The organism is Frigoribacterium sp. PhB118 (assembly GCF_003751725.1).
Lineage (GTDB): Bacteria > Actinomycetota > Actinomycetes > Actinomycetales > Microbacteriaceae > Frigoribacterium.
This window is the reverse complement of record NZ_RKID01000004.1, coordinates 133157-152390: the sequence shown is the minus strand read 5'-3', so window position 1 is coordinate 152390 and position 19234 is coordinate 133157. Positions and strand designations below refer to the sequence as shown.

Sequence of the window (19234 nt, the reverse complement as noted above, 5' to 3'; positions counted from 1 at the left end):
TGCCCTCGACCGGCGTCCTCGGGGCGAGGCCATCCCGGAGGATGATCCGATGTCGTCCTCGGAGCCGAGGCTTCCTCGTGTCGTTGTCGTTAGGCTGGAGAGATCAGCCGACAGACCGGTCCGGCATCGGCCTGGCGAGGGGGAGACGACCATGAAGCGTTCCGTGAACACCGCCCTCGTCGGTCTTGCACTGGCCGGACTGCTGGCCGGTTGCGCGCCGGCGACGGGTGGAGCGGGCGCGTCGACGTCCGGTCCGACCGCCCCGGCGACCGACGTCGCCGCCTCGCCCGAGGCCACCGCGACCCCGTCGGAGACCCCGACGGCGACTCCGTCGCAGACCCCGACGACGCGGCCCGTGTCGATCCCGACGGACTGCACCGACCTGGTGGACGCCGCGACCTACGCCGCCACGATGGGCGACGCCCCCCTCAACGACCCCGCCTACTTCGGTCAGCCGATGGGACAGGTCGCTCCCACGGCACCCGGCGCCGACGCCGACCTGAGGGACGTCGTGGCGTCCGCCCAGGTGCTCCGCTGTGGCTGGGCCGACGTGCGGGCCGACGTCACGGGCCTCTTCGCCGACGTCAGCACGGTGGACGCCGCGACGGCCGCGGCGTATCCCGCCTGGCTCGCCGAGGGACGCGAACCCACCTCGGTCTTCTGGCTCGACGGCGTGGTCTACGACTGCTCCGAGGCGTACGGCGGCTCGCTCTGCCAGTACGTCACGACCCACCCGATGTACGGCGTCGACATGGCGGACACCGTGCTGGTGCGCGACGACGTCGTCGTCACGGTGTCGCAACGGAATTTCCCGACCGACGACCTCATGGGATCGATCGTCACGCGCCTCTGGGGCTGAGGAGCGACCGGACGCCAGGAGGCGCGGTGCCGATCGAACCGGCACCGCGCCTCCTGGGTCTCCGACGGGCGTCAGCCCGCGGCGACCTGCTGGTCGCGCTTCGGCAGCACCCAGCCCGGACGGACGAAGTGGCAGGTGTAGCCGTAGGGGTCCTTCTCGAGGTAGTCCTGGTGTTCTTCTTCGGCCTCCCAGAAGTCGCCGGCCGGGGTGACCTCGGTGACCACCTTGCCGGGCCAGAGGCCGGACGCGTCGACGTCGGCGATGGTGTCGAGGGCCGTCGCGCGCTGCTCGTCGTCCGCGTAGAAGATCGCCGAGCGGTAGCTGTCGCCGACGTCGTTGCCCTGGCGGTCCTTCGTCGACGGGTCGTGGATCTGGAAGAAGAACTCGAGGATCTCGCGGTACGAGGTCAGACCCGGGTCGAACACGATCTCGACGGCCTCGGCGTGGCCGCGGTGGTTGCGGTACGTCGCGTTCGGCACGCTGCCGCCCGAGTAGCCGACGCGGGTCGAGACGATGCCCGGTCGGCGGCGGAGCAGCTGCTGGGCGCCCCAGAAGCAGCCGCCGGCGAGGATCGCGGTCTCGGTCGTGCCGCTGGGGGCGGGGGTGGATTCGGGGGAGAAGAGCGTCATGTAGGCACCGTATCCTTCGGTTTCGAGTGAGGCGTAGGGGACGAAGCGGAGAGCCGCCGAGTTGATGCAGTACCGCAGCCCGCCGGTGGCGGTGGGTCCGTCGCGGAAGACGTGGCCGAGGTGGCTGTCCCCGGCGGTCGAGCGCACCTCGGTGCGCTTGAAGAACAAGCCCTCGCGCTTCTCGACGACGTGTTCGGCGTCGATGGGTCGCGTGAAGCTCGGCCAGCCGGTGCGGCTGTCGAACTTGTCGACCGAGGCGAACAGGGGCTCGCCCGAGACGACGTCGACGTAGATGCCCGCGTCCTTCGAGTCCCAGAACTCGTTGCGGAAGGCGGGTTCGGTGCCACCGCCCTGGGTCACGCGGCGCTGGGTCGAGGTGAGGCGGGCGACCGCCTCGGGGTCTTTCCGGTACTGGTCCGACATGATGCCTCCTGTTCGTCGGCGTCGGTGCGATCGGATGGGTCGGGTGCCCGCCGTCGCCTCGATGCCTCTCACGACAACAACCGGGCGGCGCCGGGTGTTCCGTCGGCCTGCGAGGATCGACGCATGAGCCTGATCCGACTGAACGACGTGACCGTCCGCTTCGACGGCACCCCGGTGGTGCGCGAGGCGTTCTTCCGCCTCGACGAGAAGGAGCGCGTGGGGATCGTCGGTCGCAACGGCAGCGGCAAGTCCACGCTGCTCAAGCTGATGCTCGACCAGGTGCAGCCCGACGAGGGCACGGTCACGCTCGAGCAGGGCGTCCGGGTGGGGTACTTCTCGCAGTTCTCCGAACTCGACGGCACGCAGACCATCGTCGAGGTGCTGACCGGGCTCTTCGCCCACGAGCGGGCGATCGAGGCCGACCTGGCGCAGATCGACGCCGACATCGCCGTGGTCGCGATGGACCCCGACGGCGGGGACGCCCTCGACCAGCTGATCCACCGACAGTCCGAACTGTTCGCCGAGATGGACCGGGTCGACGGCTGGGAGTACCCGCGCCGCATCGACACGGCCCTGAGCGTGCTCGGATTCAGCGACGCGCACCGCACCAGCCCGATCGACGACCTCAGCGGTGGTTGGCGCAACCGGGCGGCCCTCGCGAAGATCGTCCTCGAGGACCCCGACGTGCTGCTGCTCGACGAGCCCACGAACTTCCTCGACGTGGCCGGCGTCGAGTGGCTCGAGTCGTGGTTCCGCGACTTCCACGGCGCGGCCGTGGTCGTCTCGCACGACCGCAGCTTCCTCGACGCGGTCGTCACCCGCATCGTCGAGGTCGAGAACTTCCACCTGCACGACTACCCGGGCGACTTCGCCGAGTACGTCGTGCAGAAGCAGTTCCGGCTGAAGAGCCTCGAGCAGCAGTTCGTGCACGAGTCCGAGCTGCTCGCGTTCGAGGCCGAGGGCATCTCGGACCGTCGCGACGCCGCCAAGGCCGCCAAGCGCCAGGACGGCGGCGACCTGCTCAAGCAGCTCGCCAAGGTCAAGAAGTCGCGGGCCCCCCGCCCCGTCGACCAGATCATCACCGAGATCTACTCGGGCCTGCACGTCAAGGACGTCCTGTGCCGGGTCGACGGTCTCGGCAAGGCCCGCGACGACCGGACGCTCTTCGACGACCTCACGTTCGAGCTGCGGCGCGGCGACCGCCTGGTGATCACGGGGGCGAACGGCAGCGGCAAGAGCACGCTGCTGCGGGTGCTGACGGGGGAAGAACGCGCCGACGCCGGTCGGGCCGCCTGGGCGGGCGGGGTCAAGGTGGTCTCGTACGACCAGGTGCTGGCCGAGCTCGACGCCGACGACACCGTCACGCACTCGGTCAACGCGATGCCCGACAGCCTCGCCCTGACCGCGACGCGGAAGTCGGTCGGGCGGTTCCTCGCGATGTTCCAGTTCAGCGAGGCCGATCTCAAGAAGCGCATCGGCGCGCTCTCCGGTGGTCAGCGGGCCCGCGTCGCGATGGCGCAGTGCCTGCTCTCGGGGGCCTCGGTGCTGCTGCTCGACGAGCCCACCAACCACCTCGACGTCCCGAGCGCCCAGGTCATGGAGCGGGCGCTGCAGCACTTCCCCGGGGCGGTCGTCGTGGTCAGCCACGACCGGTTCTTCGCCGACAAGGTCGCCACGCGGCGTCTGGTCTTCGGCGCGGACGCCGACCGTCCCGAGCGCGTGGTCGTCACCGCAGCCTGAGCCGCGGGGCGCCGGGCGCGGGGCGCGGGGCGCGGGGCGCGGGTCGGGTCCGCGTGCGGCCGGGCTCAGCCCTCGGTCGTCAGCTGCCTGACGACCTCGGCGACGCCCGAGACGACGAGCCCGGACGCACCCCCGTCGAGTGCGGCGCGAGCGGCGTCCAGGTCGGACACGATGTGGCCGAGGACCGGCTTGCCGGTGGCCGTCATCGTCGCCCAGGTCGCGGCCGGGGCGGACCAGTCGAGGCCCAGCATGCTCCAGCTGGCGGAGGTCCGGGTGAGCAGCTCGGGGTCGTCCGCCAGCTCGTCGGCGTAGTAGTACCCCCAGGTCGCGCACCCTTCGGAGGCGGCGAGGTCGCCCCACTCGGTCTGCGTGCAGTACCCCTTGCCGACGAAGGTCTGCGCCACCTCGGACGTTTCGAGCTGCATCCACGCGATCTCGAACAGCTCGGGGTAGAAGCGGGGGTCGACGTACTTCGGGTCGACGAACAGGGCGTGTTCGCGGCCGAACTCGCGCACGATGTCGTCGAAGCGGGCGTACGGCTGGTCGGACTGCTCGGGGTCGTTCGTCTCGGCCGCCGAGATGCGGTACTGCTGCACCTCGCTCCACGTGTGGTCGGCGGGGACGAACCCGGTCGTGCCCGAGGTGCGGTCGAGGGTCTCGTCGTGCAGTCCGAACCAGACGCCGTCCGAGGTGCGGGAGAGCGACACCTCGAGCCCGTCCACCCCGGCGGCGACCGACTGCCGGTAGGCGAACATCGACATCTCGGGCCAGTCGCCGGACCCGCCGCGGTGGGCGACGGTGGAGGGTCGAGCCGCCAGGAGGGTGTCGACGGGCCGAGGAGGCGCGGCTCGGGTGACCGGCGCCTCCTCGCTCAGTCGCGCGGAACGCAACCCGAGGGCGACGGCGGCCGTCCCGAGGACGGCGACGCCGCCGACGCCGAGCAGGACCGTTCGACGGGAGAGGCGTGCCAGGGGCTCGGGCGTGCGGGGCATGTGCCCACTATGGGGGGAGACCGGGTGCCGCGCCGACCACCGCCCGCCGGATCACCCGTCGTTCGCCCGGTTCAGTCGGCCGCGTACTCGTCGAGTGCGGGCAGCGGGCGACCGTCGTGGTCCCACATCGCCTGGTTCTCCCACGCGTTGCCCGAGGTCGGGTCGTCCGGGTCCCATCCGGCACCGTCGACCGCGGTCCACGCGGGTTCCCACGCGACGACGCCGATTCCGCGGCCGCCCGGGGCCGAGGCCACGACGTCCTGGATCGCACGGAAGTTCGCGGCCTGCCCCTCGGGCGTCGCGGGGTAGCCCGCGACGAGCTGCGACGGGTCGACGACGACGTTCTCCCAGAGGTGGTCGGGGTCGTCCTCGAGCGTCCAGGGGTACGACGTCTCGACGATCAGCACGTCGCGGTCGTAGCGCTCGGACAGCGTCGTGACCGCCTGCTGCATGCCCGACAGTCCGCCGTGCCAGTAGCCGTAGTACGACAGGCCGATCAGGTCGAACGGCACGCCGCGTGAGGTCGCCTCGTCGAACCACCAGGTGAGGCCGTCGACGCCGGCGTTGATGTTGGTCAGGTGCAGCACGACCTGCGACGTGGGCGAGGCCTCCTTCACCGCCGTCGCTCCGGCCGTGAGGAACATGGCCAGGTTGCTCCACTGTGCGCCGCTGACGCCGTCGCTCGGGTCGACGTCCCAGGTCTGGCCCAGCGGCCAGACCATGCCGGGGTTGATCTCGTTGCCGACCTGCACGGCGTCCGCCGTGATGCCCTCGGCGGCGAGGGCGTCGAGCACGCTGCGGGTGTGGTCGTGAATCCTCGCGGCGACCTCGGGGGCGCTCAGTCCGAGCCAGGCCCTCGGCATGGTCTGGGCGCCCGGGTCGGTCCACCGGTCGCTGTAGTGGAAGTCCACGAGCAGCTGCATGCCCGCCGCCTTCACCCGCGCCGCCATCGCGACGACGTCGTCCTGGTCGTTGTAGCCGTCGGTCGGGTCGACCCAGACCTTCAGCCGCACCATGTTCGCCCCGTGGTCCGCCAGCTGCGTCACCGGGTCGGTGGGGCGGCCGGCGGCGTCGAGGTAGACGGCTCCGCGATCCTCGTTGCGGGGCAGACCCGACAGGTCGGCACCCCGCACGTCGCGCGTCACCCGCCCGGGCGTGACGGTGACGTCGTCGATGCTCGCCCAGGCACCGGCCGCACCACTCGTGGTGAACGTCGGAGTGCACTGGCTGTGCGTCACCTCGGCCGAGACCGAGAGGCGCAGCCACCCGTCGTCGGACTCGGTCGAGGGGATCACCGTCGTCGCCGCGGCGTCCTTGCTCGCGCCGGTGCCGCACCCGGTCAGCGACAGCGTGCTTGAGGCCAGGCCGCCACCGCTCTTCACCCAGGCCGAGAAGGTCCACCACCCGGGCGTCACCTTCTTGAGCTTCTGGCTGGTCGTGGCCGTGCCGGCCGTCGGCAGCACGTGCGTCAGGCGCGTGGCCGAGTCGTGCCCACCCGCCTCGAGCGTCGTGGTGCCCGACCCCTTCGAGACCCAGCCCGTCGCGCCGTCCTCGAAGCCGGGGTCCTGCACGACGACGGGGCGAGGAGCCGGGCCGCCGGGCACCGCGGTCGCGGGGGCGCCCGACAGCAGGCCGGCTCCCAGGGCCGCCGTGGCGAGGGCGGCGCCGACGGCGAGACCGCGCCGGCCCCTCCGGTCGACGGGGGGCCGGGGTGTGGTGGTGGGTCGTGTCATCGCGTCGTCCTCCTTGACGATCGGTGTGGCGGGGTGCTGCGGGGGCGGTACGGGGTTCGGGACGGTGGGCGCAGGAGGCGCGGTGCAGGTCTCGACGCCGGCACCGCGCCTCCTGCGGTCGCCTCGCGTCGCGGCTCAGCCGCGCGGGCGGCTCACGACGCGGACCGCACCGGCGGGGACGCTCACGCGGCCGTCGACGGCGTCGCCGGTGATCAGCTCGGTGCCCTGACCGACCACGACGTCGGTCGCGGTCTCGGCGTGGTTGACCAGGAAGGTGAAGTCGACGTCGTCCCCGTGGCGCACGACGACCTCGAGCCCCTCGGGGTGGTCCACCGGCAGCGGCACCCCGGCGTCGTCGAGCACCGACCGGACGAGACCCTCGAGGTCGGCCCCGGTCGTGCGCGTCGAGACGTACCAGGCCGAGCCGTCGCCGTGGGCGTGGCGGGTGACCGCCGGACCTCCCGCCGCCGGGCCGTCGACGTAGCTCGCGACCGCCACGGCGCCCTCGAGCACGATGTCGTCGGACCAGCCCGTGCCCGTCGTGCCGTCGTCGAGGGTGACGACCTGGTCGGCGTACAGGGGCAGGAACTCGGGCACCGAGAGGCCGAGCACCTCGCGCAGGGCGCCGGGTGCACCACCGGCGTGGACGGTGTCGTTCTCGTCGACGACGCCCGAGAAGTACGACGCGACGAAGGTGCCGCCCTCGCGGACGAACGCGCCGAGGCCGTCGGTCGTCCGCCGGTCGGCCAGGTACAGCGAGGGCGCGAGCACGAGGTCGTAGCCCGACAGGTCGTCGTGCGGGTGGCGGAAGTCCACCGTCACGCCGAGCTGCCACAGGGCGGAGTACCAGGCGACGACGCGCTCGCGGTGCTGGAGTTCGACCGACGGCCGCCATTCGAGGTCGTGGGCCCAGAAGGACTCGACGTCCCAGAGGATCGCGACCCGCGCCTCCACCCGGCTGCCGCGGACGGCCGAGAGCCGACCCAGGTCGGCGCCGAAGTCGACGACCTCGCGCCAGGTGCGGGTCGAGGTGCCGGCGTGCGGCAGCATCGCGGAGTGGAACTTCTCGGCGCCGTACCGCGACGCCCGGAACTGGAAGAACAGGATCGCGTCGGCGCCCCGGGCCAGGTGGCTCGCGGCGTTCCGGGCGAGCTCGCCGGGGCGCTTGGCGATGTTGCGTGGTTGCCAGTTGACGGCCGAGGTCGAGTGCTCCATCAGCATCCACGGGGCACCGCCGGCGAGCGAACGGGTGAGGTCGGCGTCCATGGCGAGCAGCACGTGGTTGTCGCGGCGCTCGGCCACGAGGTAGTGGTCGTTCGCGACGACGTCGACCTCGCGGGCCCACCTCCAGTAGTCGATGGAGGGGCAGTTGGTGGCCATGAAGTTCGTGGTGACCGGGAGGTGCGGCGCGTGTCGTTTGATCGCGTCGCGTTCGGCGGTGAAGCAAGCCAGCAGGGCGTCGGAGGTGAAGCGGGCGAAGTCGAGGCGCGAGGTCTGGTTCACGACCGTGGCCGAGGTGCGCGGGGCGTCGATCTCGTCCCACTCGCCGTAGGTCTGGCCCCAGAAGCGGGTGCCCCAGGCCTCGTTGAGCGCGTCGAGGGTGACGTACTTCTCCTCGAGCCAGGTGCGGAAGGCGAGCACCGAGTGGGGGCCGTAGTCCTCGCTGATCGGGGCGCCGTACTCGTTGTGGACGTGCCAGAGCACGACCGCGGGGTGGTTCGCGTAGCGCTCGGCCAGCCGCTCGGTGATCGCGAGGGCCGCCCGGCGGTAGTCGGGGCTGCTCGGGCTGACCATGCCGCGGGAGCCGCGACCCAGGGTGACGCCGTCCTGCGTGACCGGGTGGGAGTCGGGGTAGGCCTTCCAGAACCAGGCCGGCGGGACGGTCGTCGGGGTGGCGAGGTCGACGTCGATGTCGGCGTCGTGCAGCAGGCCCAGGATGTCGTCGAGGAAACCGAAGTCGTACTCGCCCTCGCGGGGTTCGAGCAGGGCCCACGAGAAGATGCCGACGCTGACCAGGTTGACGCCCGCCTGCTTCATCAGGGCGATGTCCTCGAGCCAGACCTCGCGCGGCCACTGTTCGGGGTTGTAGTCGCCGCCGTAGCGCAGGTCGGCTCGGCCGGGCAGCCAGGTCGTGGTGGCCTGGGGCGTGGGTCGGGCGTCGAGCTCGAGTGACATGCGGTGATCTCCTTTGACTGTGTGCGCTCCCAGTTGTAACACACCGGTATCGAGCGGCGAAAGGGCCCGTAACGGTGTTGACAAGCGAAAACTGCTGTGCGTAACTGTAACCGCTCACAGGCACAGCGACGTGGTTCTCCGAAGCACGCGCTGTCCCGCCCCCACCACAGCTCTTGCTTTCCTCAAGGAGGACGAATGCGCAGCTCATTCCGCCGTCTCGGTGTCGCCACGGTCGCGACCGCCGCCCTACTGCTCACCGCCGGGTGCTCCGGCGCCGGGGGAGGCGCGGCCGACGACGGTCCCGTCGAGCTCAGCTACTGGGCCTGGGCCCCGAACCTCGACAAGGTCGTCGACCTCTGGAACCAGGACAACCCCGACATCCAGGTCACCGTCAACAAACAGGACGGCGGAGACCCGGCCATCACCAAGCTGCTCACCGCCATCAAGGCCGGGAGCGGCGCGCCGGACCTGATCCAGGCCGAGTACCAGAAGATCCCGACGCTCGTGTCCTCGGACGCGCTCGCCGACATCTCCGACCAGGGCGCCGCCGACCTCGAGGGCGACTTCTCGGAGGGCACCTGGTCGTCGGTGACCCTCGGCGGTGACGGCGTCTACGCCATCCCGCAGGACTCCGGCCCGATGATGGCGTACTACCGCACCGACGTCCTCGACCAGTACGGCCTGAGCGTCCCGACCACGTGGGACGAGTACGCCGACGTCGCCACCAAGCTCCACGCCGCGGACCCGACGAAGTACCTCGGCACCTTCTCGGCCAACGACGCCGGCTGGTTCGCCGGCCTCACGCAGCAGGCCGGGGCCTCGTGGTGGTCGATCGACGGCGACAGCTGGGGCGTCGACATCGAGGGCGGCCCGACGGAGAAGGTCGCCTCGTACTGGGGCGGGCTCGTCGAGAGCGGAGCCATCGACAACAAGCCGATGTACACGCCCGAGTGGAACGCCGGTCTGAACGACGGCAGCCAGGTCGGCTGGATCAGCTCGGTCTGGGCGCCGGGCGTGCTGGGCGGCAACGCCCCCGACACCGCCGGCAAGTGGACCGCGGCCCCGATGCCGCAGTGGGACGCCTCGAAGCCGGCGGACGGCAACTGGGGCGGCTCGACCACGGCCGTGACGACCCAGTCCGAGCACAAGGAGGCGGCGGTCGAGTTCGCGACGTGGCTCAACACCGACCCCACGGCCGTGGCGGCGCTCGCCGACATCGCCGGCGTCTACCCGGCGGCCACCGACGCGGCGTCGGACGCGCTGACCACCAGCCCCGAGTTCTTCAGCCAGCAGGACGACTTCTACGACATCGCCGCCGAGGCGTCCGAGTCGGTGCAGCCGTTCACCTACGGCCCGAACGTCAACGTGGCCTTCAGCGCCTACAACGACGAGTTCGCCAAGGCGGCCGACGCCAAGACGCAGGCGGCCTTCGAGAACGCGGTCGCGGCCATGCAGAAGATCACCGTCGACGACCTGACCAAGAGCGGCTTCTCGGTCAAGTAGCGACATCGGGCGGGGCGGCCGGGGTCGCCCCGCCCGCCCCGTCACCCCTCCGTCACACCCGTCTCGACCCAAGGACACGGCATGGCCGACACCCTCACCCCCCTCAGCCCGCGAACCGACGGGGCCGGCCCTCCGCCGTCGTCGGCCGGCCGCGAGGCGCCCCGCCCGGCGACCCGCAAGGGCAACGGCAGCTTCCGCACGCGGGTGCTGACCCCCTACGCCATGCTGGCCCCCGGCATCGTGCTCTTCGTGCTGTTCATGGCGGCGCCCATCGTCTACACGCTGTTCCTCAGCTTCCAGAAGAAGCAGGTCGTCGGCCTGGGGCTCGGCTCGGGCGGCGAGAGCCAGGTGTTCGCCGGGTTCGAGAACTACGTCGGTTCTCTCACCGACCCCGAGTTCGCCTCCAGCGTGGGTCGCGTCCTGCTCTACGGCGTCGTGCTGATCCCGTGCATGCTCGGCCTCGCGCTGCTCTTCGCCCTGCTGCTCGACTCGAAGCGCACGCGGGCCACCGCCTTCTCGCGGGTCTCCATCTTCCTGCCCTACGCGGTGCCCGCCGTGATCAGCTCACTGCTCTGGGGCTTCCTCTACCTCCCGGCCGTGAGCCCCTTCTACTACGTGTTCGACCGGCTCGGCTGGGACGTCGACGGGGTGCTCGGCTCGGGAACCGTGCTGTTCGCGATCGCGAACATCGCCCTCTGGGGCGGTGTCGGCTTCAACATGATCGTCATCTACACCTCGCTCAAGGCCGTGCCGACCGACGTCTACGAGGCCGCCCGCCTCGACGGTGCCAGCGAGGTGCAGATCGCCCTGCGCATCAAGATCCCCATGGTCGCGCCGGCGCTCGTCATGACCGCGCTGTTCTCGATGGTGGCCACCCTGCAGGTGTTCGCCGAGCCGACCACCCTCCGTCCGCTCACGAACAGCCTGTCGACCAGCTGGTCGCCGCTCATGCTCGTCTACCGCGACGCCTTCACCCGCGACGACATCTACTCGGCGGCGGCGACCTCCGTCGTCATCGCGCTCGCCACCTTCATCGTCAGCTTCTTCTTCCTCCGGGTCGTCCAGAAGCGCGCATTCGGCCAGGAGGACTGACCATGACCACGATCGACCTCGACGGCTCCCGAGAGGCCACGGCCCCGGTGCCCGACCCGACCCGCGCCTCCTCGACGGGCCGCCGTCCCTCGGGCAGGGTGCCGCGCGACCCGTCCGCACCGCGCCTGCACGCCGAACGGCCGAGCGTCGTCTCGACGGTGCTGCTGCTGATCGGCGCCGTCTACTGCCTGTTCCCGGTGCTCTGGGTCGTCATGGCCTCGACCAAGGACGGCGGCGAGCTCTTCTCGACCTTCACCCTGGCGCCGAGCGGCCACCTGCTCGACAACGTCGTCGCCCTGACGCAGTACCGCGACGGGCTGTTCTGGCGATGGATGCTCAACACGGCCCTCTACGCCGGCCTCGGCGCGATCGCCTCGACCTTCGTCTCGGCGCTCTCGGGCTACGTCCTCGCGAAGTTCGAGTTCCCGGGCAAGAAGGTCGTCTTCAACGTGCTGCTGATGGGCGTGCTCGTGCCCGGCGTCATCCTGGCGATCCCGCAGTACTTCCTGCTCGCGAACGTCGGCCTGACCAACACCTTCTGGGGCGTGCTGCTGCCGCAGATCATCAGCCCCTACGGCATCTACCTCGCCCGCATCTACGCCGCGGCCGCCGTGCCCACCGACGTGATCGAGGCCGCGCGCACCGAGGGGGCCCGCGAGATGGGCATCTTCTCGAGGATCGCCGTGCCGATGCTGCTGCCCGGGCTCGTGACGATCTTCCTGTTCCAGTTCGTCGCCATCTGGAACAACTTCATGCTGCCGTACATCATGCTCGGCGACGACTCGCTGTTCCCCCTCACGGTGGGACTCAACGGGCTGCTCAACCAGGGGGCCTCGGCGCCGGCGTTGTACACGCTCGTCATCACGGGTGCCCTGCTCTCGGTCATCCCGCTGATCGCGATCTTCCTCGTGCTGCAGCGGTTCTGGAAGGTCGACCTCGCGGCCGGCGCGGTCAAGTAGTGCGGCCTCGACGACCGGTCGTGCCGGCGGGGCGGAGCGCGCCGTCGGTCCGGCGGTCGCCGCACCCTATGCTGGCCGCGTGAGCAGCACGACCGGCCGCGGCCGACCGACCATCGACGACGTCGCGACCGCCGCCGGCGTCTCGCGGGGCACGGTGTCACGGGCCCTGAACGGCGGCCGGTGGGTCAGCCCCGAGGCCAAGACCGCGGTCGACGCCGCCATCAAGGCCACCGGGTACCGCGTCAACCCGCACGCGCGCAGCCTCGCGACCAACCGCACCGGCTCGGTCGCCTTCCTGCTCACCAAAGACCACGAACAGCTCTTCGAGGACCCGAACTTCTCCATCCTGCTGAGGGGGGCGGCCTCGGCGCTCGCCGAGCGCGACGTCTCGCTCGTGCTGATCATGGCCGGGTCGCCTGCCGAACAGCAGCGGGCGTTGGCCTACATCGGGGCCGGGCACGTCGACGGCGTCCTGCTCGTCTCGGCGCACAGCGGCGGAAGGCTGCTCGCCGACGTGGTCGAGTCGGGGGTCCCCGCGATCGCCTGCGGCATCCCGATCGGCCACGAGAAGAAGATGGGGTGGGTGGCCGCCGACGACCGCGAGGGCGCGCGCGAGATGGTCGCGTACCTCCGCGGCCTGGGGCGCAGGCACATCGCCACGATCGCCGGCCCCGCCGACACCCCCGGCGGCATCACCCGCCTCGAGGGGTACCGGGCCGAGCTGGGCGACGACGCCGACGACGCGCTCGTGCGCCACGGCGACTACGGGCGTGAGAGCGGCCGCGTCGCGATGCAGTCCCTGCTCGCCGAACGGCCGGACCTCGACGCCGTCTTCGCCGCCAACGACCGCATGGCCGCCGGGGCGATCGACGCCCTGACGGCCGCGGGGCGGCTCGTGCCGGACGACGTCGCGGTCGCGGGCTTCGACGACTCGAGCGTCGCGACCGCGACGTCGCCGGCCCTCACGACCATGCGTCAACCGTTCGACCGCATCAGCAGCGAGATGGTGCGCCTGCTCCTGCAGGTCATCGACGGCGAGAAGCCGGCTGCCATGACGTTGCCGACCGAGCTGGTGGTGCGCGCGTCCGCGTGACGCGACCCGCGCCTCCTGCGGTCCCTCGCCCCGGCGTCCCACCGGGACGCGCGCGTAGGGTCGGCGGCATGACCGATCTCGACGGAGCCGTGGTGCTCGTGGCCGGTGCGTCCGGTGGACTGGGGCAGCGTCTCGCAGCGATGCTCGAAGACGAGGGGGCCGTCGTCGTCCGCGCGGCCCGACGACCCGAGTCGCTCTCCGGCCCCGGCGCCTACCTCGCCGACCTGCGTGACCGGTCGGGAGGCGCGGCGCTGGTCCGGTCGGCGCTCGACGAGCACGGACGCCTCGACGGCGTCGTGGTCGCCGCGGGCGTCGTCGCGTTCGGAGCGGCGAAGGACCTCGACGACGACACGCTCGACGAACTCGTCGAGACGAACGCTCTCGGACCCATCCGTCTGGTGCGTGCCGCGCACGCCGCCCTCGCGGAGTCCGCGGCGGCCGGTCGCGAACCCTTCGTCGTGACGATCAGCGGCGTCGTGTCCGAGGCCGCGACCGTGGGGATGGCCGCCTACTCGGCGTCCAAGGCGGCCCTGGCGTCCTTCGCGTCGGCCGCCGGACGCGAGTACCGGCGAGACGGCATCCGCATGCTCGACGCACGCCCGGGGCACACCGACACCGGCCTCGCCACGCGGGCGGTCGCCGGGAAGGCGCCGGCGTTCGGCGCGGCCCTCGACCCCGACGCGGTGGCCGAGCGGATCGTGCGGGCGATCGTCGACGGCGAGAAGGACCTGCCGAGCTCGGCGTTCTCGAGCTGACTCCCGACCGGCCCGACGCTGCTAGCTGAACTCGTCGCCGACGAGCCGCAGCAGGTCGGCGAGCTGGGCCTGCTGGGCGGGTGACAGCGAGTGCAGCCGGGCGCTCTCGGCGTCGACCAGGCTCAGCATGGCGGCGTCGACCCGCGCGATGCCGTCCTCGGTCACGCGCACCAGCACACCGCGGCCGTCGCTCGGGTCGCCGTGGCGTTCGACGAGGCCGCGCTCGACCAGACGGTCGAGTCGGTTCGTCATGGTGCCGCTCGTGACCATGGTCGCCGTGACGAGGTGCTTCGGGCTGAGCTGGAAGGGGTCGCCGGCCCGACGGAGGGCCGAGAGCACGTCGAACTCCCAGATCTCGAGGCCCGCATGGGCGAACGCCTCGCTGCGGATCCGGTCGAGGCGCCGCGACAGGCGGCGGAGGCGCGAGAAGACGTCGAGGGGTGCGAAGTCGATGTCGGGGCGCTCGCGGGCCCAGGCGTCGATGATCAGGTCGACTTCGTCGTTCGTGGCCACGGTGCTGCGTTCCCATCGGTCGGTTTCGGACTCCTCATCTTCGTCCACCTGCCGGTGAATCGTCCGCACGGGTCGCCGGGGCGACCCGGGTGGTGGGCTACTGGTACGTCACGAGGTCGGGCGTCGGCGACACGTCGGCCATCGTCTGCTCGGGGCTCAGCACGGGCACGTCCTCGTCGTAGAAGTTCTTCCAGCCCCAGGCGACCCCGGCCGGAGCGCCGTCGTGCAGCGCGCGCCAGGTGGCCTGCTTGTCGGGCTGCGAGCCCTGACCGTCGGCGTGGATCAGCGTGGCCAGCTCGGGCCGCGACGTGTCGATCGACGCCCGGTCGCGCAGCATGTCGAGTCGGAACTGGTGCAGCACGAACATCTTCGGCGGCAGACCCTTCGAGGCCACGAGGTCGGCCAGCCAGGTCGACACGGCGTTCACCTCGCCCGCCTCGACCCCGCCGATCTGGCGCAACGGCACCTGGTCGGCCTCGAGGCGCCATTCGGGGTCGAGGGCCAAGCCGACGTTCGGCCGCGACAGCAGAGACTCGTAGCGCTTCGCCTGGCTGAGGAAGTCCGCCCGACCCGGCTGCAGGTCGATCACCACGTACTGCCCCGCGGCGACGGCCGCGTCCACGTAGGGCTCGATGCTCTCGACCGACAGTTCGTTCGAGTAGTCGCCGTCGTCCCCGGCGGCACCGGCGGCGACCGTCGCGATGACCTCGAGCATCGGCACCACGGGACGGTCGCTCGCCGCGTCGTAGCTCGCCGCGACGTCGGCGGCACGCTGCACGGTCGCGGCGACGTCCTGCTCGCCGAGGACGCCGAGCGCCCCGGTGCCGGGCGCGCCGTAGAGCGCCACGAACCGCCGGTCTGGGAAGAACCGTTGGCCGCCGCCGGGCAGCTGTGCCCCGGACCGGGCCGCCGCGACCGACCACGCGGCGTCGCGCACGGTCGAGAAGGACGAGCCGATCAGGACGGTGTCGGTCGTCGTCGAGGCGTGCAGCGCGTCGATCGCCTCACCGGAGGCCTGAAGGTCGACGACCCCCTCGGGCAGGGCCTGGACCTCGGCACCCGCGGCCCGGGCTGTGGCCGTGGCCGCGACGTCCTCGGCTCCGGCCACGACGGCGAGGACGTCGTCCAGGGGCGTCGCCGGGTCGGGCACGTCGACCGAGGAGGCGCGGCTCGCGATCTCGACGCCCGCCCCGTCGATCGCGCCCACGTCGCCGACCGCCAGCACGGTCTCGACGCCGAGCCGGTCGAGCTCGGCCGCCAGGACGGACGGCCCGGTCGTGGGGCTGTCGCTCGACGGGCCGGCGGACGGCGACGCCGTCGGCGCCCCCGCCGGGGCGAGCAGCAGGGGCACGCCCAGTCGCTCCGCCTCGTCGGCCGCCTCCGCCTGGCCCGCCGCGTCCCCGTCCGCTGCGACGACCGCGACCGGACTGGAGGCGAACAGCGCCCGGCTGGCCTCGACGGCCCTCTCGGGGGCGGTGGCGCCGCCGACCACCGTGACCCGCGCCTCCTGCTGGTGGGTGACGAGGGCCGTGCGCCCGTCGGCGTCGTCGGTCGACGTGGACGTGCAGCCGGTCGCGGCGAGCAGGGCCACGGTGGCGAGCGACGCCGCCACGGTCAGGCGGAACGGGCGGGAGGGGACGCGGGATCGGCGGGTACGGGAAAGCACCGATCCACGGTAGCCGCGACCGCCGACACGGGCGCGCCGACGGCTCAGCTCAGGACGTCCTTCGTGGTGAACCGGCCGAGTGCCAGGGCACCGAAGACCACGACGTAGCCGGCCTGCAGCAGGGCGTTGGCGCCGAACGAGTCCCACGAGACCGGGTCGCGCATGAGGTCGGCGAATCCCAGCCAGTGGTGCGTGAACAACCAGGGGTCCAGGACGTCCAGTTGCGGCAGCGCATCGACGATCTGGGCGACGGTCGAGAGCACGATCGTGGCCGCCATGGCCCCGACGGGCACGCTCGTCAGCGTCGAGGCGAACAGGCCGATGGCGCTCAGGCCGAGCAACGACATCGTGACGTAGAGCGCCATCAGCAGCAGCCTCAGGGCGTACTCGCCCAGGCCGATCGTCTGCCCGGAGAGCAGGGTGACCGGCCCGACCGGGAACAGCGCCGCCCCGGCGATCGCCCCGAACACGACCACCACGAGCGTGGCGGCGAGGCAGAACGCCGCGGCCGCCGCGAACTTGACGAGCAGGAGGCGCACCCGGCCCACCGGCGTCACCAGCAGGTACCGCAGGGTGCCGAGGCTCGCCTCGCCCGCGATCGTGTCGCCGGCGACGACGCCGACGGTCAGCGGGAGGAAGAGCGGGATCGCCACCGTGAGGGCGGTGAGCGAGACGAAGAGGCCGTTCTGGGTGATGTCGCCGAGGAAGGCGGGCCCGCGACCACCGCCGCCGTCGGACGACGTGACGCGCACGGCGACCGCGAGCAGCACCGGGATGAGGGCCAGCGCGGCGAGCAGCGCGATCGTGCGGACGCGGCGGAAGAGCATCGCCAGCTCGCTGCCCAGCAGGCCGAGGCCCAGCGCGCTCCGGGGGCGGTCGACGGCGGGGGCGGCGTCGGGACGCGCGCCCGCGGACTCAGCCGGCGACATCGAAGCCCTCCCCGGTCAGGTCGACGAACCGGTCCTCGAGGCTGGCACCGGCCACCTCGAACCCGCGGATGCGCACGTCCGCGACGACGAGCGCCGCGACGATCGACTCGGGTGAGAGCCCGTCGACCGCCAGCTCGGCCTCGACGCCGACCGCGCCATCCGCGGTCGCGGGCGTCGCGTCGGGCCGTGCCCGCGCCTCCGGGGAGAGCCCCAGGCGGACGAGCACGTCGCGGGCGGCGTCCGGATCGGGCGTGAGCAGGCGGACCCGGTGCGTGCCGAGCGCGCGCAGGTCGTCGAGCGTGCCCTGGGTCAGCAGCCGCCCGGCGCTCATCACGCCGATGTGCGTGCACATCTGCTCGACCTCGCTGAGCAGGTGGCTCGAGACGAAGACGGTCGTGCCCTCGTCGGCCAGGGAACGGATGAGGGTGCGGACCTCGCGCGTGCCCTGCGGGTCGAGGCCGTTGCTGGGCTCGTCGAGCACCAGCAGGTCCCGCGGCATCAGCAGGGCGTTCGCGATGCCGAGGCGCTGCTTCATGCCGAGCGAGTAGGCGTGGGCCTTCTTCGACGCCGCGTGACCGAGGCCGACGCGGTCGAGGGCGGCGTCGACCCGGGCGCGTCGCGTCGAGGCCGGGGCCGAGCGGTCGCCCGAGTCGAGGCGGTGCAGGTTCGCCCGTCCCGACAGGAACGGGTAGAACGCCGGACCCTCGACCAGGGCGCCGACGCGGGGGAGGACGCGGCGCAGGTCGTCCGGCATCGACCCGCCGAGCACCCTGATGTCGCCGCTCGACGCCGAGGTGAGCCCCAGAAGCATGCGGATCGTGCTGGTCTTGCCCGAGCCGTTCGGACCGAGGAACCCGTAGACGCTGCCGTGCGGCACCGCGAGGTCGACTCCGTCGACGGCGCGCTGGCGTCCGAACTGCTTCGTCAGGCCCGTCGTCTCGACGGCGAACGCCCCTCGGGGTGCGTCGCCGACGGCGGGCACCCGGGCGGCGGGGGTGTCGAGGCTCACCGGCCGGAGGTCACTGCCCGGCCACGGCGGCCTGCAGGGTCGAGGCGTCGACCGCCCCGGCGAACACCCGACCGTCGTCGGTCAGCAGGACGGTTACCAGCGACGTCTCGAGCACCCGGCCACCGTCGACCTTCGTGGTCAGCTGGTCGAGCAGACCCCGGGTGTCGGCATCGATCGACGAGGTGCCGTCGCTCGACCCGGCAGCCGGGGTGACCCCGACGATCGTGCTCCAGCCGGAGCCGATGACGGTCTTCTCGGCGTGGGCCGCGTCACCGTGCGACCGTCCGGAGGCGCCGGTCGGCACGGTCACGTCGGTCACGGTCGCGTCCGCCGGGGGAGTGAACGCGAAGACGGACGCCGCGGGGGCGCCGAAGTCGACCGAGGTGAAGCCGGCCGACAGCGCCGGATCGCTCTGCCCCTTCGCGGCGACGACCACCTTGAGCGGGACGCCGGTCTCGGCGTCGACGGTGAGGGTCGCGCTCGCGACGAGGGTCGAGGAGTCCTTCGGGGTCAGGACCACCTGGTACGCGTCGCGTCCGGCCACCCTCACGTCGGAGTCGGCCGTGACGGTCGTCGTGGGCTCGACCGACGACAGGACGAGGTCGGCCAGTTCGGCGGGCGTCTGCGGCACGGCGGTGCCGTCGGGGAGGGCGCTCGGCGTCGGGGTGCTCCCCTGGTCGGGCAGCGTCGCGTGCGTCGCTTCCTTCGTCTTCGAGTCGTAGGCCCACACGCTCGACCCGTCACGGATGACGTCCCGCTCGGCGAGCTGGTCGATCACCTGGACGCGTTGCTTCGTGGCGCCGTCGGCGTAGACCTTGGCCGTGTGGCTGCCGGTCAGCAGTTCGAGGGCACCGGCGGCGTCGGACGACGATCCGCCGCCCGTGGCCTGGGCCGACACGTCGGGCAGCCCGAGGTCGGAGGTCTGCTCGACCGTGCCCGAGTAGGACGCTCCCGAACTCGAGGCGGCGAGGGCCAGCACCTGCTGCGGCGTCTTGTCGGGCAGGTCGACGTCCGCCGTGGCCGAGACGGCGGGGACCACGATGCTCGCGGCGATGACGGCCACGGGGACGGCGGCGGCGGTGGCCCAGCGGGTGGACTTCTTCATGACGATCGCGACCTCTCACGCCGGGCCCCGAGCGGGCGGCGATTGGGCAGGAGACTACG

At 72.1% G+C, this 19234-nt stretch carries 16 protein-coding genes; 7 read left to right on the top strand and 9 right to left on the bottom strand.

What is annotated here, in order from left to right; genetic code table 11:
• The first annotated feature begins 151 nt into the window (after positions 1-151).
• Positions 152-859 carry a hypothetical protein gene (locus EDF21_RS12450; RefSeq protein ID WP_123571577.1) on the top strand — a complete coding sequence of 236 codons (708 nt, stop codon included), beginning with the start codon at positions 152-154 and terminating at the stop codon, positions 857-859.
• Positions 860-930: 71 nt separating this feature from the next.
• On the opposite strand, the gene EDF21_RS12445 is transcribed toward EDF21_RS12450, so the two are convergent.
• On the bottom strand, positions 931-1911 hold the full coding sequence (locus tag EDF21_RS12445) for a bifunctional methionine sulfoxide reductase B/A protein (protein ID WP_082460582.1): 981 nt from the start codon (positions 1909-1911) through the stop codon (positions 931-933).
• A 123-nt stretch (positions 1912-2034) separates the two neighbouring features.
• Here EDF21_RS12445 and EDF21_RS12440 point away from each other — a divergent pair, with 123 nt between their 5' ends.
• The gene (locus EDF21_RS12440) at positions 2035-3651 is read left to right on the top strand and encodes an ABC-F family ATP-binding cassette domain-containing protein (RefSeq protein ID WP_123571576.1); all 1617 of its coding nucleotides are present in this window, start codon (positions 2035-2037) and stop codon (positions 3649-3651) included.
• Between the two features lie 65 nt (positions 3652-3716).
• On the opposite strand, the gene EDF21_RS12435 is transcribed toward EDF21_RS12440, so the two are convergent.
• From EDF21_RS12435 to EDF21_RS12425, 3 genes are all read right to left on the bottom strand, one after another.
• Entirely contained in the window at positions 3717-4643 is a 927-nt protein-coding gene (locus EDF21_RS12435; protein ID WP_123571575.1) for a glycerophosphodiester phosphodiesterase family protein, read from the bottom strand.
• A gap of 71 nt (positions 4644-4714) precedes the next feature.
• Positions 4715-6376, bottom strand: a complete 1662-nt coding sequence (locus tag EDF21_RS12430) for a glycosyl hydrolase 53 family protein (RefSeq protein WP_123571574.1) — start codon at positions 6374-6376, stop codon at positions 4715-4717.
• Between the two features lie 135 nt (positions 6377-6511).
• The gene (locus EDF21_RS12425) at positions 6512-8551 is read right to left on the bottom strand and encodes a beta-galactosidase (RefSeq protein ID WP_123571573.1); all 2040 of its coding nucleotides are present in this window, start codon (positions 8549-8551) and stop codon (positions 6512-6514) included.
• Positions 8552-8746: 195 nt separating this feature from the next.
• Between EDF21_RS12425 and EDF21_RS12420 the strand changes: the two genes are divergently transcribed.
• From EDF21_RS12420 to EDF21_RS12400, 5 genes are all read left to right on the top strand, one after another.
• Positions 8747-10054, top strand: coding sequence for an ABC transporter substrate-binding protein (locus EDF21_RS12420; protein ID WP_123571572.1), 1308 nt, complete (start codon positions 8747-8749; stop codon positions 10052-10054).
• Between the two features lie 81 nt (positions 10055-10135).
• Positions 10136-11146, top strand: a complete 1011-nt coding sequence (locus tag EDF21_RS12415) for a carbohydrate ABC transporter permease (protein ID WP_123571571.1) — start codon at positions 10136-10138, stop codon at positions 11144-11146.
• Positions 11147-11148: 2 nt separating this feature from the next.
• Positions 11149-12105 (top strand): carbohydrate ABC transporter permease, encoded by a 957-nt coding sequence (locus tag EDF21_RS12410; RefSeq protein WP_123571570.1) that lies wholly within the window; start codon positions 11149-11151, stop codon positions 12103-12105.
• A 79-nt stretch (positions 12106-12184) separates the two neighbouring features.
• Positions 12185-13198 (top strand): LacI family DNA-binding transcriptional regulator, encoded by a 1014-nt coding sequence (locus EDF21_RS12405; protein ID WP_123571569.1) that lies wholly within the window; start codon positions 12185-12187, stop codon positions 13196-13198.
• 68 nt (positions 13199-13266) lie between these two features.
• Positions 13267-13953 (top strand): SDR family NAD(P)-dependent oxidoreductase, encoded by a 687-nt coding sequence (locus EDF21_RS12400; protein ID WP_082460578.1) that lies wholly within the window; start codon positions 13267-13269, stop codon positions 13951-13953.
• Positions 13954-13974: 21 nt separating this feature from the next.
• Here EDF21_RS12400 and EDF21_RS12395 read toward each other — a convergent pair whose 3' ends face one another.
• The 5 genes from EDF21_RS12395 to EDF21_RS12375 form a co-directional block, all read right to left on the bottom strand.
• The gene (locus EDF21_RS12395) at positions 13975-14466 is read right to left on the bottom strand and encodes a MarR family winged helix-turn-helix transcriptional regulator (RefSeq protein ID WP_043596034.1); all 492 of its coding nucleotides are present in this window, start codon (positions 14464-14466) and stop codon (positions 13975-13977) included.
• A gap of 97 nt (positions 14467-14563) precedes the next feature.
• On the bottom strand, positions 14564-16132 hold the full coding sequence (locus tag EDF21_RS12390) for a hypothetical protein (RefSeq protein WP_148053705.1): 1569 nt from the start codon (positions 16130-16132) through the stop codon (positions 14564-14566).
• 44 nt (positions 16133-16176) lie between these two features.
• Entirely contained in the window at positions 16177-17061 is an 885-nt protein-coding gene (locus EDF21_RS12385) for an ABC transporter permease (RefSeq protein WP_123571567.1), read from the bottom strand.
• A complete protein-coding gene (locus tag EDF21_RS12380) occupies positions 17048-18043 on the bottom strand; it encodes an ABC transporter ATP-binding protein (protein WP_123571731.1) in 996 nt (331 codons plus the stop codon). The genes EDF21_RS12385 and EDF21_RS12380 overlap by 14 nt, the downstream gene beginning before the upstream one ends.
• A 37-nt stretch (positions 18044-18080) precedes the next feature.
• Positions 18081-19175 carry a sigma-E factor regulatory protein RseB domain-containing protein gene (locus tag EDF21_RS12375; protein ID WP_123571566.1) on the bottom strand — a complete coding sequence of 365 codons (1095 nt, stop codon included), beginning with the start codon at positions 19173-19175 and terminating at the stop codon, positions 18081-18083.
• Positions 19176-19234 lie beyond the last annotated feature (59 nt).